This window comes from Roseateles sp. P1_C6, from assembly GCF_056406315.1.
Genome location: NZ_JBFUAK010000007.1, coordinates 65697 through 87892 on the forward strand (window position 1 = coordinate 65697; position 22196 = coordinate 87892).

General features: G+C 71.4%; 19 protein-coding genes. 6 read left to right on the forward strand and 13 right to left on the reverse strand.

Translation table 11 applies throughout. The features are described from left to right. The first annotated feature begins 201 nt into the window (after positions 1–201). Positions 202–3096, forward strand: coding sequence for a CBM35 domain-containing protein (locus AC1D29_RS16275; protein WP_477899201.1), 2895 nt, complete (start codon positions 202–204; stop codon positions 3094–3096). Between the two features lie 113 nt (positions 3097–3209). On the opposite strand, the gene AC1D29_RS16280 is transcribed toward AC1D29_RS16275, so the two are convergent. From AC1D29_RS16280 to AC1D29_RS16290, 3 genes are read right to left on the reverse strand one after another with little or no spacing between them, the layout of a single operon-like run. Continuing rightward, entirely contained in the window at positions 3210–4178 is a 969-nt protein-coding gene (locus AC1D29_RS16280) for a DMT family transporter (protein WP_477899203.1), read from the reverse strand. A 57-nt stretch (positions 4179–4235) separates the two neighbouring features. Beyond that, positions 4236–5195, reverse strand: coding sequence for an alkaline phosphatase D family protein (locus tag AC1D29_RS16285; protein WP_477899205.1), 960 nt, complete (start codon positions 5193–5195; stop codon positions 4236–4238). A gap of 10 nt (positions 5196–5205) precedes the next feature. Continuing rightward, a complete protein-coding gene (locus tag AC1D29_RS16290; RefSeq protein WP_477899207.1) occupies positions 5206–6093 on the reverse strand; it encodes a hypothetical protein in 888 nt (295 codons plus the stop codon). A gap of 214 nt (positions 6094–6307) precedes the next feature. Between AC1D29_RS16290 and glpK the strand changes: the two genes are divergently transcribed. Both glpK and AC1D29_RS16300 read left to right on the forward strand, forming a co-directional pair. Continuing rightward, positions 6308–7774: a glycerol kinase GlpK gene (glpK, locus tag AC1D29_RS16295; RefSeq protein ID WP_477899209.1), complete on the forward strand. Its 1467-nt coding sequence runs from the start codon at positions 6308–6310 to the stop codon at positions 7772–7774. Between the two features lie 83 nt (positions 7775–7857). After that, positions 7858–8313 carry a DUF6368 family protein gene (locus tag AC1D29_RS16300; protein WP_477899211.1) on the forward strand — a complete coding sequence of 152 codons (456 nt, stop codon included), beginning with the start codon at positions 7858–7860 and terminating at the stop codon, positions 8311–8313. A gap of 80 nt (positions 8314–8393) precedes the next feature. On the opposite strand, the gene AC1D29_RS16305 is transcribed toward AC1D29_RS16300, so the two are convergent. Continuing rightward, complete coding sequence (locus AC1D29_RS16305) at positions 8394–9257, reverse strand: oxidoreductase (protein ID WP_477899213.1); 864 nt, start codon at positions 9255–9257, stop codon at positions 8394–8396. A 103-nt stretch (positions 9258–9360) separates the two neighbouring features. Here AC1D29_RS16305 and AC1D29_RS16310 point away from each other — a divergent pair, with 103 nt between their 5' ends. Next, entirely contained in the window at positions 9361–10257 is an 897-nt protein-coding gene (locus AC1D29_RS16310; RefSeq protein WP_477899215.1) for a LysR family transcriptional regulator, read from the forward strand. Here AC1D29_RS16310 and AC1D29_RS16315 read toward each other — a convergent pair. After that, a complete protein-coding gene (locus AC1D29_RS16315; RefSeq protein WP_477899217.1) occupies positions 10243–10821 on the reverse strand; it encodes a TMEM165/GDT1 family protein in 579 nt (192 codons plus the stop codon). The genes AC1D29_RS16310 and AC1D29_RS16315 overlap by 15 nt on opposite strands. A gap of 84 nt (positions 10822–10905) precedes the next feature. Between AC1D29_RS16315 and AC1D29_RS16320 the strand changes: the two genes are divergently transcribed. Together AC1D29_RS16320 and AC1D29_RS16325 are read left to right on the forward strand one after the other, a co-directional pair. Next, the gene (locus tag AC1D29_RS16320) at positions 10906–11301 is read left to right on the forward strand and encodes a VOC family protein (protein ID WP_477899219.1); all 396 of its coding nucleotides are present in this window, start codon (positions 10906–10908) and stop codon (positions 11299–11301) included. Positions 11302–11528: 227 nt separating this feature from the next. Then, on the forward strand, positions 11529–12221 hold the full coding sequence (locus AC1D29_RS16325) for a helix-turn-helix transcriptional regulator (protein ID WP_477899221.1): 693 nt from the start codon (positions 11529–11531) through the stop codon (positions 12219–12221). On the opposite strand, the gene AC1D29_RS16330 is transcribed toward AC1D29_RS16325, so the two are convergent. The 8 genes from AC1D29_RS16330 to AC1D29_RS16365 form a co-directional block, all read right to left on the reverse strand. Continuing rightward, on the reverse strand, positions 12218–12607 hold the full coding sequence (locus AC1D29_RS16330; RefSeq protein WP_477899223.1) for a DUF488 domain-containing protein: 390 nt from the start codon (positions 12605–12607) through the stop codon (positions 12218–12220). The genes AC1D29_RS16325 and AC1D29_RS16330 overlap by 4 nt on opposite strands. 16 nt (positions 12608–12623) lie before the next feature. Next, a complete protein-coding gene (locus tag AC1D29_RS16335) occupies positions 12624–15449 on the reverse strand; it encodes a PAS domain S-box protein (protein WP_477899225.1) in 2826 nt (941 codons plus the stop codon). Beyond that, positions 15439–17424, reverse strand: a complete 1986-nt coding sequence (locus AC1D29_RS16340) for a ferritin-like domain-containing protein (RefSeq protein ID WP_477899227.1) — start codon at positions 17422–17424, stop codon at positions 15439–15441. Before AC1D29_RS16340 ends, AC1D29_RS16335 begins: the two co-directional genes overlap by 11 nt. 187 nt (positions 17425–17611) lie before the next feature. Continuing rightward, complete coding sequence (locus AC1D29_RS16345) at positions 17612–18709, reverse strand: acyltransferase family protein (protein ID WP_477899229.1); 1098 nt, start codon at positions 18707–18709, stop codon at positions 17612–17614. 232 nt (positions 18710–18941) lie between these two features. Beyond that, positions 18942–19484 (reverse strand): CoxG family protein, encoded by a 543-nt coding sequence (locus AC1D29_RS16350; RefSeq protein WP_477899231.1) that lies wholly within the window; start codon positions 19482–19484, stop codon positions 18942–18944. A gap of 85 nt (positions 19485–19569) precedes the next feature. Next, a complete protein-coding gene (locus AC1D29_RS16355; RefSeq protein WP_477899233.1) occupies positions 19570–19893 on the reverse strand; it encodes a BON domain-containing protein in 324 nt (107 codons plus the stop codon). Positions 19894–20012: 119 nt separating this feature from the next. Continuing rightward, positions 20013–21197 carry a vWA domain-containing protein gene (locus tag AC1D29_RS16360; RefSeq protein ID WP_477899235.1) on the reverse strand — a complete coding sequence of 395 codons (1185 nt, stop codon included), beginning with the start codon at positions 21195–21197 and terminating at the stop codon, positions 20013–20015. 3 nt (positions 21198–21200) lie between these two features. Continuing rightward, the gene (locus AC1D29_RS16365; protein ID WP_477899237.1) at positions 21201–22097 is read right to left on the reverse strand and encodes an AAA family ATPase; all 897 of its coding nucleotides are present in this window, start codon (positions 22095–22097) and stop codon (positions 21201–21203) included. Between the last annotated feature and the right edge of the window lie 99 nt (positions 22098–22196).

Sequence of the window (22196 nt, forward strand, 5' to 3'; positions counted from 1 at the left end):
CGTCCTTGCGCGACGGGGCGAGAGCCGCGAAACATCCGCGGCCTATGGCGAATCTGAAGCCAGCCTGAAGCGTTCCCAAGGCTTTGAAGAATCAGCCCTTGCGCCCTGCCGGGGCATCGCGAACGACGCCGCCGTCGTCCCTAGAGTGGTTTTCGGCCCGCGCTAGACGGGTCTCGTGACGACTACTACGGAGACAACCCCATGCACACGACCCCGGCGCTGCGTCGCCTGATTTCCTGCCTGCCGTTCTTGATGCTGGCAACCACCCTCCACGCAGCCACCTTCCAGGCTGAGAGCGCCGCGCTCAGCGGCGGTGCCACCCCGGCGACCGACCACACGGGCTACACCGGCAGCGGCTTCGTCGGCGGCTTCACCGACGGCAACAAGGGCAACGCGCAGACCAGCTTCACCGTCAGCGCCGCGCAGGCCGGCAACTACACGCTGAAGCTGCGCTACGCCAACGGCACCGGCTCGGCCAAGACGCTGACGCTGTACGTGGACGGCGTGTCCAAAGGCCAGGTGAGCCTGGGCAGCACGGCCAACTGGGACGACTGGCTGGTGCAGACATCCACGGTGGCGCTGACCGCCGGCAACCACACGGTGGCCTACAAATTCACCGCTGCGGACAGCGGCAATGTCAACCTGGACAAGCTGGACGTCGACGCCGTCGTTGCCGCCACCGGCGGCCGGGAGGCGGAGAACGCCACGCTGAGCGGCGGCGCCGTCGTGGCGACCGACCACACCGGCTACTCCGGCAGTGGCTTCGTCGGCGGCTTCACCGACGGCAACAAGGGCAATGCCCAGGTGGCCTTCAGCGTCACGGCCGCGCAGGCCGGCAGCCACTCGCTGGCGCTGCGCTATGCCAACGGCACCGGCGCGGCCAAGACCTTGACCGTGGTGGTCGACGGCGCCCCTGCCGGCCAGGTCAGCCTGCCGGCGACGGCCAACTGGGACGCGTGGGCCACGCAGACCTCCACGGTCACGTTGACGGCCGGCGCCCACACCGTGGCCTACAAGTTCACCGCGGCCGACAGCGGCAACATCAATCTCGACGCGTTGGACGTGGCCTTCATCACCGGGGGTGGCGGCGGCGGTGGCGGCAACCCGGCCGTCACGCCGGCCGAGGCCGAGACCTGGTTCATGTCCGGCGGTGCCGCGGTGTCCACAGCCGTGAGCGGCTTCAACGGCAGCGGCTATGCGGCCGGCTTCTCGGGCTCGGGCGCGCGCGCCATCCGCTCGGTGTTCATGAGCGCCGACGGCGGCGCCACGGCCAGCCTGCGCTACGTCAACAGCAGCGGCAGCGCGCGCACGCTGGACGTCATCGTCAACGCCGCCAAGGTGGGCACCGTCAGCCTGCCCGCTTCGTCGGGCTGGGCCACGGTCAGCCTGCCGCTGACGCTGCGCACGGGCTTGAACACCGTCGCGTTGCAGAGCGCCACCACCGGCGCCGATGTCGGTGTCGACAGCCTCACGGTGCCCGGCGAGGTGACGCAGGCCGCGCGCGGTGCCACCGTGCGCACGACGCTGTACGAGGCCGAGACGGCGTCCACCAACGCCGCCGTGCTGGCCGCCAACCGCACGCCGTTCACGGTGCAGTCGGAGTCCAGCGGCCGCAGCCTGGTGCGCCTGTCCAGCACCGGTCACCAGGTCAGCTTCACGCTGACGCAGCCCACCAACTCGCTGGTGCTGCGCTACTCCATCCCCGACGCGCCGGGCGGTGGCGGCCAGTCGGCCACGCTGGCGCTGTACGCCAACGGGACCAAGGTGCAGGACCTGGCGCTGACGTCCACCTACGCCTGGGTCTACGGTGGCTACCCCTTCCGCGGCGTGCCATCGGACGGCACACCGCGCCACTTCTACGACGAGATCCACGTGCCGCTGGCCAGCTACCCCGCGGGCACCGTGTTCAAGCTGCAGAAGGACGGCGGCAACACCGCCGCTTACTACGACATCGACTTCATCGAGACCGAGGTCGTGCCCGCCGCCTACGGCGCACCGGCCGGCGCCTTCTCCATCGCCAGCTACGGCGCGCAGCCCAACGGGTCGGATGCGACCTCGGCCTTCCAGCAGGCCATCGCCGCGGCCCAGCCCACGGGCGGTGTCGTGTGGATCCCGGCCGGCACCTACCGGCTGACCTCGCGCCTCAACGTGTCGGGCGTCACCATCCGCGGTGCCGGCCCCTGGTACTCCACGGTGCAGCTGGGCGACGACGGCCGCGGCGGCTTCTACGGCACGGGCAGCAACGTGAAGATGGCCGACTTCCTGATGCTGGGCAAGGTCACGCTGCGCGACCCCGACGGCCAAGTGCTGACCGACGCGCCGCTGGAGGGCAACTTCGGCACCGGTTCGCTGTTCCAGAACCTGTGGCTCGAGCACACCAAGGTCGGCCTGTGGATCGATTCCGGCACCAACGGCCTGTACGCCACCGGCCTGCGCATCCGCAACACCTTTGCCGACGGCGTCAACATCCACGCCAACGTGCAGAACACATGGATGGACCAGAGCGTCGTGCGCAACACCGGTGACGACGCGCTGGCGATGTTCTCGGAAGGTGCGGCGGTGACCAACAGCGCCTACCTGCGCAACACCGTGCAGTCGCCCGTGCTGGCCAACGGCATCGGCATCTACGGCGGCAACGGCAACCGTGCCGAGTACAACCTGATCCAGGACACGGTGGTCGGCTCGGCCGGCATCACGGTCAGCTCGCGCTTCAGCCCCGTGCCGTTCAGCGGCACCACGCGCCTCACCGGCAACACGCTCGTGCGCACGGGCGGCTTCGAGCCCAACTGGAACGACCAGTTCGGCGCGCTGTGGCTGTTCGCGGACACCTCGAGCATCACGGCACCCGTCATCGTCAAGGACCTGCTCATCCAGGACAGCACCTACTCGGGCCTGTACATCAGCGGGCCCAACCAGGTGCAGGGCGCGCTGTTCGACGGCGTGACGATCAGCGGGGCCGGCACCTACGGCATCCAGATCAAGTCCGGCGGCAGCATCACGGTGCAGAACGTGACGGTCAGCGGCGCGGCGCAAGGCGGGCTCAGCAACACCGGGGGCATGACGGTGACGCGAGGCGCCGGCAACTCCGGGTTCTGATCTGGATTTGCGGGCCGAGCGCCGGCCCGCCTTGGCGATGTGCTTGCGGCTCGATGCCGCAAGCATCGCCCCCCCCTCGCGGGCCGGCCAAGGTACGCCTTGGACGAGGGGCTTCAGGTCGTGTGCTTCACCGGCTTGATGCGCAGCGCCCACACCACGCCCGCGATCAGCAGTACCACGCCCACCAGCGTGGCGGGCGGTGGCACGCGCTGGTTCCACGCGAACGCGTAGGCCAGCGCGGCCAGTGTCTCGAAGACGATGAGCTGGCCCGACAGCGACGTCGGCAGCCGCTGACTGGCCTCGTTCCAGCACAGCGTGCCCAGCCACGACGAGCACAGGCCGATGGCCACCATCAGTCCCACGTAGGCCAGCGGCCGTTCACCGAGCGGGAAGGCGTAATCCGCGGGCATCAGCGTGCCCGGTGCGGCCAGGTGGACGGCACCCAGCAGCAGGGCGCCGAGCAGCGCCATCGGCAGCGTGACCAGGCCCTGCGCCGTGGCCCACGCGCGCGGGCTGCGGTCCGCATGGGCGCGCAGCCAGTCGGCATTGCGGATGGGGTACCAGGTCCAGCAGGCCACGGCCAGCACGGCCAGCGCGGCGCCTTCGGCATAACGCCGTGGGTCACCGGCGCCGGCCTGCAGCACGGCCAGTTCGTCGTGGTTGACGAAGCCCAGCCCGGCGGCGATCAGCGCCAGCGACGGCGCCAGCCGCGCCCACGGCAGGTGGCCGTCGCGCACGCGGTTGCGGTGGTTGGCGCAGACGGCGATGACGACCGGCAGCGTGCCGATGATCATGGTCGGCAGCGGCGCGCCGGCGCGCTGGATGGCGGCCGACAGGAACAGGTAGTACAGGAAGTTGCCCACCAGGCTCAGCTTGGCGGCCTCCCACCAGTCGGCGCGCTGCAGTTCGCGCAACGCGCGCCGGTCCAGCAGCAGTGCCAGCGGCAGCGCGATCAGCCCGAAGGCCAGGTAGCGGCCCACCGTCAGCAGGGCGGGCGCATAGCCCGGCAGCATCACGGGCGCGACGAACACCAAGCCCCACATCAGCCCGGCGATGAGGGCGAACAGCAAACCTAACAGCATGGCGCCATCATCCCCGATGGCGCCCAGCCGCCGCGGCGGGGGGCTAAGCCGCGGGTGTCAGGGCAGCGTTCGCCAGGCGGCGCGGTCGATGACCACCGGCCCCAGCGCAGCCGGCTGGCCGAACTGCTGCCAGCTGGCGGTGAGCTGCTGGGCGTCGATGTCGACCAGGCCGAAGTTCTGGCATTCCGAGCCGACCGAGATCGCGCGTCGGATGGCTGCGCCGGAGGCGGTGAGGTCGAACAGCCAGCGGCCGCCGTCCAGCGGCATCGCATGGAAGTCGATGGCGTGCACGTCGCCGCTGAGGCAGGCGATGCGGTGCCGGCCGGCCAGCGTGCGCAGCCAGCTCAGGTCCTCGAAGCCCACCCAGCTCTCGCCCTTGTGGGCCTCGATGACCGAGCCGCTGGCGAGCAGGTGCACGGTGTCGGCCGGCGCCGCGTCCATCGCCGCCTCGATCTGCGTGCGCTGCGCGGCGCCCAGCAGCGTGCGCTCGATGCGCCAGCTGCGGCCGTCGGTGAGGTGCAGGTGCAGGGGCGGCTGGCCGGCGGGGTTGAACTCCAGGCGGCGGTAGCCGGGCGGCGGCTCGACGGTGCGCCACAGCCGCGCGTCGCTGTCGCTGTCCGGGAAGGTCTGGCGGCCCTCCAGGTGCTCGCAGAAAGCGTTGAAGAGGGCGCGCGACGCACGGATCAGGCCGGCGTAGACCTTGCGCTTGATGGCCTTCTCGGCGTAGTGCTCGTTCCACAGGAAGTCGTGGTCGTCCCAGATCGCGACGGTGGGCACCTGGGCGATGACGGCCGCGAAGTCGGGCTGGGCCAGCTGACGGCGGTACTTGGCGGCGACGACGCTGAGGAACTCGAAGTCGGCCAGCGTCTTCGGGTGCTCGGGGACGGGGTTCTCGTCGATGTAGACCGAGTCGCCGGTCAGCACCAGCAGGTCGGGCTTGGCGGCCAGGATCTGCCGCCACACGGGCTGGTGCGGGAAGACCGTGGGGCTGAAGCAGGAGGTGTGAGCGATGCGCATGGCTCGGCCTTCACTGGGTCTCGATGGCCATCAGCTCGTCGTGCAGCTTCTTCTGCCGCTGGGCCAGCAGCGCGCAGCCATCGCCCGGCGCCGAGGCGGCGGAGGCGGGTGCCGCGGGAGCGGCCGCTGATGCGCCCGAGGCCGGCGCGGCCGGGGGCTTGGGTGCGGCACAGCGGGCCAGCTCCACCTCGACGCTGCGCAGATTGGCCTTCAGCCTCAGCATCTTCTGCGCGTTGCCGCCCTGGATGCCCTCGTCCAGCGCCTTCTGCAGGCCCGTCATGAAGGAGCAGGCCGAGTGGAAGTTGGTCCAGTCCGACAGCGCCTCGTTGACGCTGTAGTCGGCCACCGAGGTCCTCAGCCGCGTCTGCATGGCCTGCGCCTTGGTGTCGCGGAGTTCGAGGATCTTCTTGTCCACGGCATGCACCAGCATCGTCTTGTAGACGGTCTCGTTGATCAGCGAGCGCTCGGAGTTGGAGAACAGCGCCAGCGCCGCGAGGATGGACTTGCGATGCACGTCGCTGACCACCGAAGCCATGCCGGCGAACAGGCTGGTGGCGCTGCCGAAGGCGATGTTGTAGCTGGCCTCGTTGCCATACATGGTCTTGCGGTGCAGCAGGCAGGCGTTCTCCGAGCCCAGCATCAGCGCGGCGACGGCGTTGTTGCGCTGGCGCCTGCAGCGGTCGCCCTCGTCCGCGCCGGCCAGGCCGAAGCAGGCGGCGTCGACCAGAGCCGGCGTGTTGTCTGTGCTCCTGGTCAGGATGCCGACCAGATCGCCGTACGGCTTGACGACATCAGTGTCCACCGGCGCCGCACCATAGCCCTTGTAGAGCCAGTTCGTGCCGCTGGCGCAGCCGCTCAGTGCGACGCAGACCGACAGGGGAATCCAGAGTCTGTTCATGGCGGTCTCCTCCGTGAGATGCCACCAGTGTGGGCGCCGCTGCAGCGCCCGGCATCACCAGACTTGTGGACTCAGCGCGCGGCGAACCAGGCCGCCACGGCCGCGCACTGTGCGGCCGTGTGGTGCAGGCCCAGCTTGCTGCGCCGCCACAGCACATCGTCGGCACTGCGGGCCGACGTCAGAATCAGTCATGCAACCACTCCAGATGACCGCCATGGATGCTTTGCTCGCGTTGGACCAGGGCACGTCCAGTTCGCGCGCCCTGGTCTTCGACCGTTCGGGCCGCTTGCTTGCGACGGCGCAGCGCGAGCTGACGCAATACTTCCCGCAGCCCGGCTGGGTGGAGCACGACGCCGAGGAGATCTGGGCCGGCCAGCTCGACTGCGCCCGCGAGGCGCTGGCCAAAGCGGGCGTGAAGGTGGCCGCCATCGGCATCACCAACCAGCGTGAAACGGTGGTGCTGTGGGACCGCGAGACGGGGAAGCCGCTGCACAAGGCGCTGGTCTGGCAGGACCGCCGCACCGCGTCACTGTGCGAGCAGTTGAAGGCCCAGGGCCTGGAGCCGCTGGTCCGTGAGCGCACCGGCCTGCTGCTGGACCCGTATTTCTCGGCCACCAAGTTGCGCTGGCTGCTGGACCACGTGGCCGGTGCGCGCGAACGCGCGGCCCGCGGCGAGCTGGCCTTCGGCACCGTCGACAGCTGGCTGCTGTGGAAGCTGACCGATGGCAAGGTCCACGCGACCGACGCCAGCAACGCGTCGCGCACGCTGCTGCTGGACATCCATCGCGGCGTGTGGGACGACGAGCTGCTGGATGCCTTCGACATCCCCAGGAGCCTGCTGCCCGAGGTGCGACCCTCGGCCTGCGTCTATGGCCAGGCGATGGAGTTCGGCGTGCCCATCGCCGGCATCGCGGGCGACCAGCAGGCCGCGCTGTTCGGCCAGGCAGCGCTGACCCCGGGTCAGGCCAAGAACACCTACGGCACCGGCTGCTTTCTGCTGATGCACACCGGCACGCAGGCGCGCCCGTCCACGCAAGGGCTGGTGACGACGCGCGCCGCGCAGGTCGACGCGACGGCGCAGTACGCGCTGGAGGGCAGCGTCTTCGTCGGCGGCGCCGTCGTGCAATGGCTGCGCGACGGCCTGCATGCGATTGGCGCCAGCCGCGAGGTGCAAGCCCTCGCGCTGAGCGTGCCGGATGCCGGCGGCGTCATGTTCGTGCCCGCCTTCGCCGGCCTGGGCGCGCCTTACTGGCGGCCCGATGCGCGCGGTGCGCTGCTGGGCCTCACGCGCGGCACCACGCAGGCCCACATCGCCCGCGCGGCGCTGGAGAGCATCGCCTTCCAGAGCGCGGCCGTGCTGACGGCGATGAATGCCGACGTGGGCGCCGCCGAGCGGCTGACCGAGTTGCGCGTGGACGGCGGCGCGAGCGCCAACGACCTCTTGATGCAGTTCCAGGCCGACCTGCTGGGCATCCCGGTGCTGCGGCCCCAGGTCATCGAGACGACGGCCTTGGGCGCGGCGCTGCTGGCAGGGCTGGGCAGCGGCCTCTACGCATCGACTGAAGAGATCGGTGCCATCTGGCAACTCGACCGCGCGTTTGAGCCGCGCATGTCGCGCGACGAGGCGGGCGCGCGGCTGGCGCAGTGGGACAAGGCGGTGCGGCAGGTGTTGGCGGGTTGATTGACTTTAGGTTTGCGTCGTGCGGCAGTGAATCAAGACCTGTGCTGCTGTGGCACGGATTCCTAAGAATTCGTTAGGCCTTTATGTCTTTCTACACCGTGACAGTGCTTGCGCCGCTTTCCTTCTCAGACTCAGACAAAGAGCGCGTCTGCAACTTCATTCAGGCACTCTCTGATGGGATCGTCGAGAACGACTTCTGGATTTGCGGGCAGCCGTTCGACTTTGAATTCCCCGCGCTGGAGCAGGAGGAGTTTGAACTCGTCATTCAAGGTTGGTCTCCCGCTGGGGCGCTGCGGCTCAGCACCTATGGCGGGTCAACAATCAACCACGTCATGCTTGGTGTTCTGTCCTCGAGGCTCGCGCGCATGTTCGATGGTTGGATTGCGCTCGATGGCGCGCTGGCCCGAGCGACCGGCAATCTATCGGTTCTTACTTATGACGGGGCCGTTGGCCGAGTACAGACTTCTTTGGGTTCCGATGTCATCAGTCCTGATGTCATGGACTACTGGCTTGGTCACGACGATTTCCGTCTCATCTGAGAGCCTGAACCCATTCATCCTGATGGACGTCATCCGGCAGGCCGGGTGACGTCTTCGGTCAAACAACTAAGCGGCAACGCTCACGCGCCCTGCTCGTCCATGGCCGTCGCTCGCCCGAGGGCCTCCCACGCCGCCAGATCCTTCAGCAACTGCTCGCTGTGCGCGCGGATCGCGTCGATGGCGTCGCCACCCAGCTGCAACCGCAGCGGCGTGACCGCCGCCCGCAGCGCCGCATCAATTGCGGCCGCGGCCTTGTCCGGGTCCCCCGCCTGCGTGCCGTCCATGCCCTTCGCAAAGCTGCGCGTGCCGCCGACGATGTCGTCGTAGGCCGCCAGCACGGGCATCTGGCGCAGCACGTCGGCGCCGGCGAAGCCGGTGCGGAAGGCACCCGGCTCCACGATCAGCACCTTGATGCCGAAGGGCGCGACTTCCTGGGCCAGCGCTTCGGACAAACCCTCCAGCGCGAACTTGGACGCCGAGTAGGCGCCAAAGCCGCCAAAGGACATCTGCCCGCCCATGCTGGACAGGTTGACGATGGCGCCGCTGCGCTGGGCGCGCATGGCCGGCAGCACGGCGCGGGTCACGGCGACGGCGCCGAAGAAGTTGGTCTCCATCTGCGCGCGCAGTTCGGCGTCCGGCGTCTCCTCGACGGCACCGACGATGCCGTAGCCGGCGTTGTTGATCAGCACGTCGATGCGGCCGAAGTGGGCCAGCGCGGCGGCCGTGGCGCGCTCGGCGTCGCCAGCAGCAGTCACGTCCAGCGGCAGCACGAGCACGCGGTCCGGCGCGCTGTCGGCCAGCGCGGCCAGGCGGGCCGGCTGGCGGGCCGTGGCGACGACGTTGTAGCCCTGGCCCAGCGCGTACCTGGCGAAGGACAGGCCGAAACCGGACGAGGCGCCGGTGATGAACCAGGTGGGGCGGGTGGTGGTTTGGGTGGCGGTCATGGCGGGCTCCGGTGGGTTGGGTTGCGACGGAGTCCAGTGTCTGCAAACGATGTGACTGGATAAAGAGGCTTTCATCGCATGCGTTGTGCGATATGGTTCATGAATGAATCGTGAGCTGCTGGCCCACCTGCCCATCGTCGTCGCCGTGGCCGAGAAGCGCGGCTTTGCGGCGGCGGCCCAGGCGCTGGGGCTGAGCGCGTCGGCCGTCAGCCACGCGGTGCGGGTCGTGGAGGACCAACTCGGCGAGCCGCTGTTCGCGCGCACGACGCGCAGCGTCGCGCTGACCGAGGCCGGCCAGCGTTTCCTGGCCGGCGTCGCGCCGGCGCTGGACGACATCACGCAGGCCGTCGAACACCTGAGCGCCGCGCGCGGCGAGGTCAGCGGCCTGCTCCGGCTCAATGCGTCGGCCGTGGCCTCGCAGATGGCCTTGCCGCCGCTGCTGGCGCGCCTGGCTGCGCTGCACCCGCTGCTGACCGTGGAGGTGCACAACAACGACGCGCTGGTGGACATCGTGGCCCAGGGCTTCGACGCCGGCATCCGGCTGGGCGAGCAGGTGCAGCAGGACATGGTCAGCGTGCGCCTGACGCCGCCCTTCAAGGCCATCGTCGTCGCGTCGCCGGACTACGTCGCCCGCCACGGCGCGCCGGCGAATGTGCAGGCGCTGGCGGCGCACAACTGCATCGGCTTCCGGCTGCTGGCGGCCGGCAGCCTGTACGACTGGGAGCTGCGCGAGGCGGGCGAGACGGTGGCCGTGCGCACGGCGGGCAGCGTCGTCATCACGGACGCGACCTTTGCGCGCGAGCTGGCGCTGGCCGGCGTGGGCCTGGCCTACATCTTCGAGCCGCTGGTGCGCGAAGAGCTGCGCAGCGGCCGGCTGCAGCGGCTGCTGCCCGAGGCGGCCTTCGAGGAGCCGGGGCTGTTCCTGTACTTCCCGCGTCGTGCGGCCATGGCGCCCAAGCTGCGCGCCTTCATCGCCGTGGCGCGTTCACTCGCCCAGTAGCGCCCCGCCCGCCACCAGCGTGGCCACGCCCAGCACGGCAAAGATGACCGCGGCGACCGTGTGCACCAGCTTCACCGGCAGTTTCTCGGCGAGCTTGCCGCCCACCAGCACCGCGGGCACGTTGGCCAGCATCATGCCGGCCGTCGTGCCGGCGACGACGCCGATGAAGTCCGCCGGGAAGCGCGCCGCCAGCGCGACGGTCGCGATCTGCGTCTTGTCGCCCATCTCGGCCAGGAAGAAGGCGATCACCGTCGTCACGAAGACCCCATGGCCGGGTTTGGGCGCATCGTCCTCGTCGAGCTTGTCGGGGATCAGCATCCAGCCGGCCATCGCGATGAAGGACAGCCCCAGGCCCCAGCGCAGCGCCGTCGGGCTGATCAGGCTGGTCAGCCAGCTGCCCAAGGCACCGGCGGCGGCATGGTTGAAGACGGTCGCGACGAAGATGCCCAGCACGATGGGCCAGGGCCGCTTGAAGCGCGCCGCGAGCATGAAGGCCAGGAGCTGGGTCTTGTCGCCAATCTCGGCGAGTGCCACCAGGCCGGTGGCGATGAGGAAGGCTTGCATTGGCAGGCATTTTCCGCGGTGCTGCTGACATGGGCTGACAGGCCAGCGGGCGCAGCATGCGGGCATTCAACCGCAGGAGCGCTCATGAACTTCGCCTACACCCTCGTCTACGTGGCCGATGTCGCCGCGTCACTCGCCTTCTTCGACCGGGCCTTCGGCCTGAAGGCGCGCTTCCTGCACGAGAGCGGCGCCTATGGCGAGGTCGACACCGGCACGGGCGGCACCGCGCTGGCCTTCGTCGACCACGCCACCGCGCGCGACAGCGTGCAGCACGACTACGTGGCCGCCGACGCCAGCCCGCAGCCGCTGGGCATGGAGATCGGCTTCACGGTCACCGATGTGCCGGCCGCCTATGAGCGCGCCGTGGCCGCCGGTGCGCGGGCGCTGGCGGCCCCCGTCACCAAGCCCTGGGGCCAGACGGTGGCCTATGTGCGCTGCCCGGACGGCACGCTGGTGGAGCTCTGCACGGCGATGGGCTGAACCTGCCCTTTCGAAGGGCGGCGTCGCCCCGCCGCGGCGCGGGCGACGAAGAGCTGGTCGTGGGCGAGTGACTGCAGCGGGGCGCTGATGGCGCCCAGCGTGGCCAGGTCGACCCGCTGGGTACCGCGGGCATGGGAGGCGTAGAGGGCCATGATGATGTTCGACGTCGTTGTCGGTGAACCGTGTCTTCTGCAAGGGGCGTGCCCGCTACTTCACAATGCCGGCCCATGCGCCGTGCAGACCGCCTTTTCCAGATCGTCCAGCTCATCCGCGGCCGCCGCCTCACGACGGCGGACTACCTCGCCCAGCGGCTGGAGGTGTCCATGCGCACCGTCTACCGCGACATCGCCGCGCTGGGCCAGCAGGGCGTGCCCATCGAGGGCGAGGCCGGCGTGGGCTACCGCATGCGGGCAGGCTTTGACCTGCCGCCGCTGATGTTCAGCAAACAGGAAGCCCAGGCCCTGGTCGCCACCGTGCGCATGGCCGAGTCGCGCCTGGACGCGGCGCTGGCCCGCCAGGCCGAGAACGCGTTGTCCAAAATCCTCGCCGTGCTGCCGCTGGACGCGCGTGCCGCGGCCGAGAGCCTGGCCTTGTATGCGCCGCTGCCGGCGCTGGACCCGGCCACCAGCGCCCACCTGACGACGCTGCGCGAGGCCACCGAGGCCAGGCGCAAGCTCAGGCTGGGCTACCTGGACCTGGGCGGCGTGAAGAGCGAGCGCATTGTGCGGCCGCTGGCCTGCATGTTCTGGGGCCCGGTCTGGACCGTGGCGGCCTGGTGCGAGCTGCGCAACGACTTCCGCAGCTTCCGCGTCGACCGTGTCGAGACGCTGGAGCCGCTGGAGACCTTCCGCGACGAGCCGGGCAAGACGCTGGCGGACATGAACCGCCGGCGCGAGGCGCAGGAGCACGGCGGAGCCTAGCCGCCGATGCGCGCGCCCTTCTCATCCAGCAGCGCGCGCAGCACCGAGCGGTGGCAGCGTGTCTCGTCCTCGCAGTAGCAGCCCACCGAGAAGTTCGTCTGCGCCGACAGCGTGGCCAGCAGCGCCAGCGCGTGCTGGGCCTCCGGTGCGGCCATCTCGGCGCGGTATCGCTTCGTGAACGCCGCCCACTCCGCAGCCGTTTCAGCCGACTGCCCCAGCTTCATCGTCTCGACGCTGGGGGCGAGGTTGGGGAACCAGACATCGTAGAAATCGCGCGTCGCGAACGCCGCCTTCTGCACGCCGCGTGGCGGGCGGCGCACCGTGCCGATGCGCGTGCCTTCATCCTTGGCGCGCGGGCTGCCGAGCTGGACGATGCGGATGGCCATGTCGCGGTCTCCTCTGTCACTGGCGCCCGAGGACGCGGATGACCTCGGCCTCGGCCACGGGCTTGGCGATGAAGCCGTTCATGCCGGCATCCAGCGCGGCCTGGCGTTCCTGGTCCAGCACGGCGGCGCTGAAGGCGTGGATGGGCAGGTGGGCCGTCGTCGGGTCGGCGCGCAACAGCGCGGTGGCCTTGAGGCCGTCGATCTTGGGCATGTGCAAGTCCATCAGCACGGCGTCCAGCCGCTGCGCCTGGGCGCGCGCGATGGTCACGGCCTCCTCGCCGTCCTCGGCCTCGACGACCTCGGCGCCCAGGCGTTGCAGCAACGCCGTGATGATGAGGCGGTTGACCGGGTTGTCCTCGGCGACCAGCAGGCGCTGGCCGGCCAGCGGGTAGCGCGGCGGCAGCGGGATGCGCATGCGCGTGGCCGTGTCGTCGATGGTCAGCGCGGTCGGCAAGGCCAGCTCGGCCCAGAAGGTGGAACCGCTCGCGCCATCGCTTTCCACGCCGACGCGGCCGTCCATGCGCAGCGCCAGTTCGCGGCAGATGGACAGCCCCAGGCCCGTGCCGCCGAAGCGCCGCGTCGTCGAGTCGTCGGCCTGGGCGAACGGGCGGAACAGGCGCTGCTGCAGGTCGGGCGGTACGCCGATGCCGCTGTCGCGCACGGCCATGTAGACGCGTCCGTCGCCCACTGCTTCGAGGCTGAGGCGGATGCCGCCGCGCTCGGTGAACTTGAGCGCGTTGACCAGGAAGTTGGCGAGGATCTGGCGCACGCGCAGCGGGTCGCCGATGACCAGGCGGGGCAGGCCGGCGGCGAGCTTGATCTGCATGTCCAGCCCGCGCTCGCGGCCCAGCGCCGCGCAGCCTTCAAAGCTGGCCTGGGCCAGCGCGTGCAGGTCGAACTCGATCTGCTCCAGCTCCAGGTGGCCGGCCTCGATCTTGGACAGGTCCAGCACGTTGGAGACGATCTCGTTGAGCGACTCGGCCGCGGTGACGAGATGGGCCAGGTATTGCGGCCGGCGCTCGTCGGGCCCGGCCTGCTGCAGCAGCCGCGCCAGGCCCAGCACGCCGTTCAGCGGCGTGCGGATCTCGTGGCTCATGGTCGCCAGGAAGGCGCTCTTGGCGTGGTTGGCCGTCTCGGCCTGCTGCTTGGCGGCCTGCAGCTCCTGCTGCTGGCGGCGGTGCTCGGTGACGTCCTCGGCCACCCACAGCGTCGCGCGGTCGGCGTCGGCGTGCTGATCGCCATGGCCGGCCAGCGTGCCCGGCAGGCCGCGCGCGTTGAAGCGCACCGTGATGCGCTGGCCGCCGGGGCGCAGGAACTCGCGCTCGAAGGCCTGGGCGGCGTTGGCGATCTCGTGCGCCGCCGGCAGCGCCGGGCTGCCCGCGGCCAGCTGCGGCTCGGTGCCGCCGAAGATCTCCTGCCAGTGCCGGTTGACGCGCTCGAAACGCTCGCCGCGCGTCAGCGCGATGCCCACGCTGGCGTTGTCCAGGATGGCGTCGGCCTCGATGCGGGCGCGCTCGCGTTCGGTGATGTCGCGCGCGATCAGCATGGTCGCCAGCTCGCCGTCCCAGTCCAGCGACGCGGCCGACACCAGCAGGTCGCGCCACTGGCCATGCACCAGCACGGCGGAGCGGAAGTCGCGCACGATGCCGGTCGCGGCCAGCTCGGCCGCCAGCCGCTTGGGCTCGTCGCTGTCGGGCCACAGGCCCAGCTCGCGGCCGGAGCGGCCGATCATCTCGTCGCGGCTGCGGCCCACCAACGTGCAAAACCCCGAGTTCACAAAGCGGATGCGGCCGTCGTCGATGCCCGCCACGCAGATGGCGTCGGGGCTGGCGCGCAGCAGCTTGTCCAGCATGCCGGCGGTGCGCTGGTGCTGCTGCAGCGCCAGGCGCTCGCCGGTGATGTTGTGGCTGACGCCGCGCCAGCCGGTGTGGCGGCCGTCGGCGTCGAACACCGGCTCACCCGAGCTCAGCGTCCACAGCAGCCGGCCGCCCGGCGTGCGAAAGCCGTTGACGCGGTCGCGGTAGGCGCGTCGGGCGTGGATGTCCTCCAGCAGCGCGTGGTAGTCGGCGTCGCGCACCAGCTTCGCGCCGTCCGGCTCGCCCAGGCGCAGGAAGTCCTCGCGCTTGTGGCCTGACAGCGCCTCGAACTCGTCCGACAGCGACGTGACGCGAAAGCGCGCGTCCGCCTCCCAGGCCCAGTTGTTGGCCGCCTGCACGAGGCGGGCGAGGCGCTCTTCCTCCTCCAGCGCCTTGCGCAGCGCGGCGCCCAGCACGCGGTTGATCAGCAGCGCCGCGAGCAAGGCCGTCGTGGCGTACAGCGCGTGGGCGACGACGCGGTCGCCCAGCGTCACGCGCAGCGGCGCCGCTTGGCCGGGGATGAGGCCGCGTGCCTCCATCAGCGCCAGCACGCCGACCGCGCCGAGGTAGAGCGCGGCCAACAGCCACGCCGCGCGGCCGCCGGCCAAGCCGCCACCCAGCGTGATCGTCAGGCAGGCGGCGGCCAGGGACAGCGTGTGCACGCCCAGGCCCACCTCCATCGCGTGGCAGGCCAGCGTCAGCATCGCGAAGGCCAGCGTCACGACGCAGGCCGCGCCGGGCCGGCCGGCGCGGCGCAGGCCGTAGCCCACGCCGGCGGCGGTCAGCATGCCCAGCGCGATCATCAGCCGCTGGCCGGACAGCGCGGTCACGCGGCCGCTGATGAACTCGAACGCAGCCAGTGCCGTCATCGCGGCGCCCAGGCAGGCCAGCACGGTGACGAGGATGCGGGCCGCGAGTTCGTGCGGCGACTCGCGCGCCTGCGCCGCCGCAGCGCCCGAGGTCGGCTCGGGCGGGCTAGTCGGCACTGAAGCCATTGCGCGCGTGGCTGCCGTCGCAGAAGGGTTTGGTCTGGCTGCCGCCGCATCGGCACAGCCGCGCCTGGCTGACGCGGCAGACCATGCGGCCGGTGCCGCTCAGCACCTCGATGTGGCCGCGCAGCTGCAGCGGCCCGTTGGGCTCGGGCTCGATGGCGATGGTGCCGTCGCGCACGGGCGGCATGTCGGTCGGCAGGCCCAGCAGGCCGGTCTCGGGCTCGCCGGTGGCGGCAAAGCGGGCGTCGTGGTGGCTGCCGTCGCAGAAGGGCTTGTTCTTGCTGGCGCCGCAGCGGCACAGCGTGGCGCGCGTGCCGATGGGCTGGCCGCGCAGCGTCAGCGCGCCGCGGATGGCGTAGGGCCCGGACTCGCGCACCGACAGCAGGTTGACGGGCGGCGCCGCCTCGTCGGCCTCGCCGTCCTTGCGGCGGTACTGGATGGCGCCGGACGGGCAGGCGTGGGCGATGTCGACGAGGCGCTCGACCGGCATCGCGTCCGGATGCAGCCAGGGCCCCTGCACATTGGCCAGGAAGACCTTGGGCGCGCCCGTCACGCAGAAACGCGCGTGGATGCAGCGTTGCGCCTCGAAGCGCAGCTCCAGCTTGTCGCCCTGCACGATCTCGATGCCGCCGACGACCTCGGTGGGCGGCGGCGGCGGCGCGGCCGGCGTGGCGGCAGGCGCGGCAGCCGGTGCCGGCGCGGCGACCGGGGCGTCCAGGTCCAGCCCGCGGTCCGCGCGCTCGCGCAGGGCCTGCAGCTGGCGCGCCGCGCGGCCGGTGGCCTCGGTGTCTAGCTCGGCATGCAGCTGGGCGGCGGCCTGCGCCAGCTCGGCCAGGCGCTCGCGCGCGAAGCGCCGTGCGGCCGGGCCGGGCGGCATCGCGGCCGCGTCGCGCAGCGCCGTGAAGCTGGCGCCGGCATGACAGCCCGGGTTGCTGGGCCCGGCGGGCAGCCGCGCGGCCTGTTCGGCCAGCGGCGTGAAGGCGCGCATCAGGCCCAGCGCCAGGTCGACGGTCAGGCTCTTCTCGGCCGATGGGCCGGGCAGCAGATAGCTCTGGGCCAGCAGGCGCAGCATCAGGCCGTAGCTGGCGTTGGCGACGTCCACTGTCGCGGCGGCTGCGGGGTTCTCCAGCCACACCCGGCCTTCGGGCCGTGGCGGGCGGCGCAGCACCGGGTTGGTCGCGGCCGGCCAGGCGGGGTCGAAGGCCGGGTTGGCCTTGCGCAGCGCGCCCAGCTCGGTGCGGATGTCGGCGAAGCGGTGGTAGTGGGAGCGCTCGCTGTCGCTGGGCGCGCCCTCGCCCTGGCGCACGATGGCGTCGAACGCGGCCAGCGCCGTCTTGGAGCACAGCACATGGCGCGCGCCGCACAGGTTCAGCTCTTCGGGGCCCAGCTGCAGGAAGCGGTCGCCGCAGAAGGCTGCCGCCTCGCCGCGCGCGTCGACGAAGGCGCGCAGGTCGGCGCTCAGCGTCGCGTAGAAATGACCCACGGTGTCGTAGTCGCGCGCCATCGGCGTGATGCGCGGCGCGGTCGAGCCGCGCGTGAACAGCCGCTCGGCCGCGAAGCCCTCGCCGTCCTCCTCGGCGCTGCCTTCGGGCCGCTCCAGGTAGATGAAGTGCTGCAGCGTCGCGTCGTTGAAGGGCGCCAGCCTGACGACCACGCGTGCCGGCAGGTTGCCGGGGTCGAGCGGGAAGTTGCCGCGACCCATGCGCGGCGCGCCGCCCAGCGCCGCCGTGATGTTCCAGACCGCGACCAGGTGGCCCATCTCCTCGATGGCCACGGCGGTGATCTCGCGCCGCCAGCGCTCGGTCGCCTCGGCCTCGTGCGGTTGCAGCCCCTCGGCCTCGCCGCGCTTCAGGCTGAAGGCCGCATAGAGGTAGGTGCACATCAGGTTGTGCTCAAGCTCGGCGGCCTCGTAGAGGCTGTGCAGCAGCTGCTCGCGGCTGGGCGCCGCGGCGGTGGGTGGGCTCGTCATGGGGGCGCGTCCTAGGGCTGACTGCGCGTGACATTAGCACGCAGCCCGTGGGTCAAGCGTGGCGGTTTTCAAGCGCTCGTGGGCCGAGCGCCGGGCGGCCCCAAGCCGGCGCGCCATGGCGAGGTGCTTGCGGCTCGCTGCCGCAAGCAGCGCCGTCCCCTCGCGGAGCCGACCGGACTCGCGCGCGTCAGCGCCGCGAGAGCAGGCGAGGGGCCAGTTGTGGCAGCCAGGCCAGCGGGTCGAAGCGCGCGGCCGGCGCCTCCACCCAGCGGTGGAAGGGCACGGCCAGGCAGTTGGCCAGCACCCAGGTCGTGCCCAGCAGCAGCAGGCCCGTGGCCGGCGACGCGTCGGGCAGCTGGGCCAGCAACGCGTTGGTCAGCAGCAGCACCGGGAAGTGCAGCAGGAAGAGGGCATACGACGGCGTCGCCCAGCGTGCCAGCGCCGGCGCCCAGGCCGTGGGCAGCGACGGCTTGCCGGCGGACTGGCGCGCTTCGGCCCAGGCCAGCCACAGCGCCGTGGCCAAGGCCAGCGCGAGGCGGCCGCGCCACTCCATCGTCAGCGCAGCACCGACGCCCACCGCCAGCAGCAGCAGGCCGGCGCGGCCATGGCGCCACAGGCCCAGCCAGTGCACCAGAGCGCCGAGACCATAGGCCGCGAAGAAGTAGGGCGCGTAGGCGTCCAGCTCCGGCTGGCGGTTGAAGACAAAGGCCGAGCCCAGCGCGACGGCAGCGACCAGCACCGGGCCGACGACCAGGCGGCTGGGGTGGCGCCAGCCGCGCCGCGCCAGCCACAGCAGGCCCACCAGGAGCGCGAACAGCTGCAGGTCGATGGCCACATACCAGGCCCCCACGGTCAGCGCTTCATAGCCCAGCACGTCGTGCAGCAGCAGCGCGTGGGCGAACAGCTGGCCCAGGCCGATGTCGGTGGGCACCAGCTCGGGCCAGGACGACGCGATCAGCCCGCAGGCGCCCAGCGTCAGCGCCAGCGCGGCCAGGAAGGGCAGCACCAGGCGCAGGTAGCGCCGCCACAGCAGCTCGGGCACGCCGGCCTGCAGCGCCTTGCCGCGCGGCGACAGACCGCGCGCACTGAGATAACCCCCGACGACGAGGAAGACCTGCACCGCCATGCGGCCGTACTGATGCATGAAGCCGGCCAACAGCGGCAGCGCCTCGTGCGCCGCGCGGGCGATGGGGCCGTAACTGACGAGGTGGTGCAACACGATGGCTTGCGCAGCGACGGCCTTGAGGGCGTCGATGTGGGGCAGGCGGCGGGAAGACGTGGTCATGGTCAGCGGTGCCCGGCCGCCCGAAAACGCTGACACGCCCCGTCGGGGGGGCAGCAAGCGGAGCGGGCGTCGAGGCAGATGGTCTGTACAAAAGGAACGGGCCTGCGCAGGGCAGGCCCGTTGTCTCGGACATGTGCAATTGTACCGGGCTCGACCCTGGGAAAACCCGCCTTGGTTTCAGGCTGTCACGAAGCGGGTCGGCGGAGTTGCAAAACGGCGCTGGACCTGGCGCTCACCCGAGCAGCCGCCGCAGCCACGCCAGCAGGCGCCGCCGGCGGCTGGCGCGCTCCGTTTTGGGGGCGGGCGCGGGCGGCGCTGCCGCGGCCGGGTGGCGTTCGACGAGGGCCGCCTGGAAGCGGGCGAAGAAGTCCTCGGCCAGCTTTTGCGCCGCCATGTCGACCAGGCGCGAGCCGATCTGCGCGAGCTTGCCACCCACGCTGGCCGTCACTTCGTAGCTGAGCCGGGTTTCGTGCGGCGACAGCGCCTGCAGCGTGACGGCGGCCTGGCCCTTGCCGTGGCCGGCCGCACCGCCGGAGCCTTCGAAGCCCAGCCGATAGCCGCTGGGCGGGTCCAAGTCCGACAGCTGCAAGCGGCCCTTGAACTTGGCCTTCACGGGGCCGATGGACACGGCCATCAACACGTCGAAGGCGTTGTCGCCGGCCGGCGTGATGGACTCGCAGCCCGGCACGGCAGCCTGCAGCATCGTGGTGTCGTTGAGTGCGGCCCAGGCCTGGGCCTGGGTCACGGGCAGGGTTTGCTGGCCGGCAAGGTTCATCGGTGGATTCTGACGGCGGGCCGCCAAAAAGGCACGGCCCGCCGCAGTGAGCGCGGCGGGCCGTGTGGCCGGGGGGCGGCGTTGATTACTTGGCGGTCACGACCAGCTGGTTGTCGACGGACTTCACGCCGTCGATGGCCTTGGCCACGCTCTCGGCCTTGTCCTTGTCGGCTTGCGTCTTGACCTTGCCGGTCAGCTGCACCCAGCCGTCGGCGTCGGTGTCGACGTGGACCTTGGCCAGCGACGAGACCTTGCTGGCGGCCAGCTCGGCCTTGACCTTGGTCGTGATGACCGAGTCCTTGACCCAGACCTTGGCGGTGCCGGCGGGCTTGCTGTCGGCGGCGTAGCTGGCCAGCGGCGCAACCAGGGCACCGACCACGATCAGCGAGGCAATTTTCGAGATCTTCATTGCAGTTCCTTTCATCGGAAGCGGTAGCACCCGATGCGCACCGCCGAAACCCAAATCTAAGGAATCGACCGGGCCTGGCGCAGCGGACGGTGCGCCGCCGGCTTGTAGGACGCAGCCGGTCAGCGCCGGCCTAACGCGCCCAGCAAGCGGCTGATGCTGTCGAGGTTGTGCACGGGCAGGTGACGACTGACCTGGGGCAGCAGCGCCTGCACGCCCGCGGCGCGGGGCTCGAAGCCATCAAAGCGCAGCAGCGGGTTGAGCCAGACCAGCTCGCGGCAGGACAGGCGCAGCCGCTCGGCCTCCCGGCCGAGGTCGTCGGCCGTCGCGTTGCCGTCGCGCTCGGCGTCGCCGCGTTCCAGCCCGTCGGTGACGAGCAGCACGGTGGCCGTGCCCGAGCCCAGCACGCGGCGCGCCCAGTCGCGGTTGAAGGCGTGCAGGCTGGCGCTGATGCGGGTGCCGCCGGCCCAGTCGGGGACCGCGGCGGACACGGCCGCCAGCGCGGCGTCGGGGTCGCGGTCCTTCAGCTGGCGGGTGATGCGCGTCAGCCTCGTGCCGAACACGAAGGCCTCGACGACGGGCCGCTCACCACCGGCCTGTGCCGGGCTCAGCAGGCCCTGGGCCAGGTGCAGCAGCACGCGCGAGCAGCGGCCCATGGAGCCGGAAATGTCGGCCAGCAGCACCAGCGGCGCGGAGCGGCGGCGGGCACGTTCGCGCTCGGGCAGCGCGAGGTCGCGGCGGGCTTCGGCGCGCAGCGTCGCGCGCCAGGCGATGCGGCCACGCACCGCCGCTGCGGGGCGGCGCGTCAGGCGCTGCGCGAGCAGGGGCTGCAGCTCGGTCAGCGCTCGGCGCGCGGCGGCCCATTCGGCGGCGGTCATGGTGTCGAAGTCGCGCCGCTGCAGCAGCTCGCGGTTGCCGGCGTCCAGGCGCGCCTCGATGTCGACCTGCTCCTCACGCGGCCGGGCCTCGCGCGCCGGCGCCGGGAACAGCGCGTCGGCCAGCCGGCGGTTCTCGGGCGGCGGCGGCGCGGCCGTGCGGCCCTGCGCCTGCGGCAGCAGCAAGGCCATGATGCGGCCCAGCAGGTCGGGTTCGCGCCAGAAGACGTGGAAGGCCTGCTCGAACAGCGGCCGATGCTCGGGCCGGTCGACCAGGCAGGTGGCCAGCGTGGCCCTGAAGTCGGCCCGCGACGCCAGGCCGCCGGCCTGCAGCGCCTGCGCGGCGAGCAGCAGCCGGTCCGTGCCCACGGGCAGGCCGGCCGTGCGCAGCACGCGGCCGAAGTGCACGAGGTTCTCGGCCAGGTGGTCCATCGCTCAGGCCTGTACGGTGGCCCGCATCTCGGCCAGCAGCCGTGCTGCCTCGCTGCCCTGCACGCGGGCGATGTCGTCCTGGTACTTCAGCAGCACACCCAGTGTGGACTGCACCGTGGCCGGGTCCAGACTGACGGCGTTCAGCTCCACGAGCGCGCGCGACCAGTCCAGCGTTTCGGCGAGGCCCGGCAGCTTGTAGAGGTCGAGACGGCGCAGGCCTTGCACGAAGGCGACGACCTGCTCGGCCAGGCGCGCATCGATTTGCGGCAGCCGGGCCTGCACGATGGCCAGCTCGCGCGTGGCGTCGGGGAAGTCCACCCAGTGGTACAGGCAGCGGCGCTTGACCGCGTCGTGGATCTCGCGGCTGCGGTTGCTGGTCAGGATGACCAGCGGCGCCGCCGCGGCGGTGACGGTGCCCAGCTCGGGGATGGTGATCTGGAAGTCGGCCAGGAACTCCAGCAGGAAGGCCTCGAAGGGCGCGTCGGCGCGGTCCAGCTCGTCGATCAGCAGCACCGGCGGGGGTGTCGTCGTCAGGGCCTGCAGCAGCGGGCGCTCGATGAGGAAGCGGCGCGCGAACAGCTCGTCGGCCGTGCGTTGACTTTCGTGCGCCTGCGCGAGCCGGATCTCCATCATCTGTCGCGCGTAGTTCCATTCGTAGGCCGCCGCGGCGAGGTCCAGGCCTTCGTAGCACTGCAGGCGGATCAGCGGCCGCTGCAGCGCGGCCGCCAGCGCCGCGGCGATGGCCGTCTTGCCGGTGCCGGGCGCGCCTTCCAGCAGCAGCGGGCGCGACAGGCGCAGCGCGAGGAAGGCCGCCGTGGCCAGCTCGCGCGAGGGCAGATAGGCCTGCGCCTGCAGGGCGGCGGCAGTGGCGTCGATGCTGTCCGGGGTGGGGTCGAGCACGGCGGGCCTCGCGGTGGTGGGTGGGCGCTAGTATGCGGCGGGCTGCGCCTGGTTACATCTGCGCGGGAAGGATGGCGGCGCGGGCGGCGTTGTCGGGTT

Excerpts from the sequence above, each read along its gene's own strand:
- AC1D29_RS16275 (WP_477899201.1), top strand. The coding sequence starts at position 202 with ATGCACACGACCCCGGCGCTGCGTCGCCTGATTTCCTGCCTGCCGTTC.
- AC1D29_RS16280 (WP_477899203.1), bottom strand. The coding sequence starts at position 4,178 with ATGCTGTTAGGTTTGCTGTTCGCCCTCATCGCCGGGCTGATGTGGGGC.
- AC1D29_RS16285 (WP_477899205.1), bottom strand. The coding sequence starts at position 5,195 with ATGCGCATCGCTCACACCTCCTGCTTCAGCCCCACGGTCTTCCCGCAC.
- AC1D29_RS16290 (WP_477899207.1), bottom strand. The coding sequence starts at position 6,093 with ATGAACAGACTCTGGATTCCCCTGTCGGTCTGCGTCGCACTGAGCGGC.
- glpK (WP_477899209.1), top strand. The coding sequence starts at position 6,308 with ATGGATGCTTTGCTCGCGTTGGACCAGGGCACGTCCAGTTCGCGCGCC.
- AC1D29_RS16300 (WP_477899211.1), top strand. The coding sequence starts at position 7,858 with ATGTCTTTCTACACCGTGACAGTGCTTGCGCCGCTTTCCTTCTCAGAC.
- AC1D29_RS16305 (WP_477899213.1), bottom strand. The coding sequence starts at position 9,257 with ATGACCGCCACCCAAACCACCACCCGCCCCACCTGGTTCATCACCGGC.
- AC1D29_RS16310 (WP_477899215.1), top strand. The coding sequence starts at position 9,361 with ATGAATCGTGAGCTGCTGGCCCACCTGCCCATCGTCGTCGCCGTGGCC.
- AC1D29_RS16315 (WP_477899217.1), bottom strand. The coding sequence starts at position 10,821 with ATGCAAGCCTTCCTCATCGCCACCGGCCTGGTGGCACTCGCCGAGATT.
- AC1D29_RS16320 (WP_477899219.1), top strand. The coding sequence starts at position 10,906 with ATGAACTTCGCCTACACCCTCGTCTACGTGGCCGATGTCGCCGCGTCA.
- AC1D29_RS16325 (WP_477899221.1), top strand. The coding sequence starts at position 11,529 with ATGCGCCGTGCAGACCGCCTTTTCCAGATCGTCCAGCTCATCCGCGGC.
- AC1D29_RS16330 (WP_477899223.1), bottom strand. The coding sequence starts at position 12,607 with ATGGCCATCCGCATCGTCCAGCTCGGCAGCCCGCGCGCCAAGGATGAA.
- AC1D29_RS16340 (WP_477899227.1), bottom strand. The coding sequence starts at position 17,424 with ATGACGAGCCCACCCACCGCCGCGGCGCCCAGCCGCGAGCAGCTGCTG.
- AC1D29_RS16345 (WP_477899229.1), bottom strand. The coding sequence starts at position 18,709 with ATGACCACGTCTTCCCGCCGCCTGCCCCACATCGACGCCCTCAAGGCC.
- AC1D29_RS16350 (WP_477899231.1), bottom strand. The coding sequence starts at position 19,484 with ATGAACCTTGCCGGCCAGCAAACCCTGCCCGTGACCCAGGCCCAGGCC.
- AC1D29_RS16355 (WP_477899233.1), bottom strand. The coding sequence starts at position 19,893 with ATGAAGATCTCGAAAATTGCCTCGCTGATCGTGGTCGGTGCCCTGGTT.
- AC1D29_RS16360 (WP_477899235.1), bottom strand. The coding sequence starts at position 21,197 with ATGGACCACCTGGCCGAGAACCTCGTGCACTTCGGCCGCGTGCTGCGC.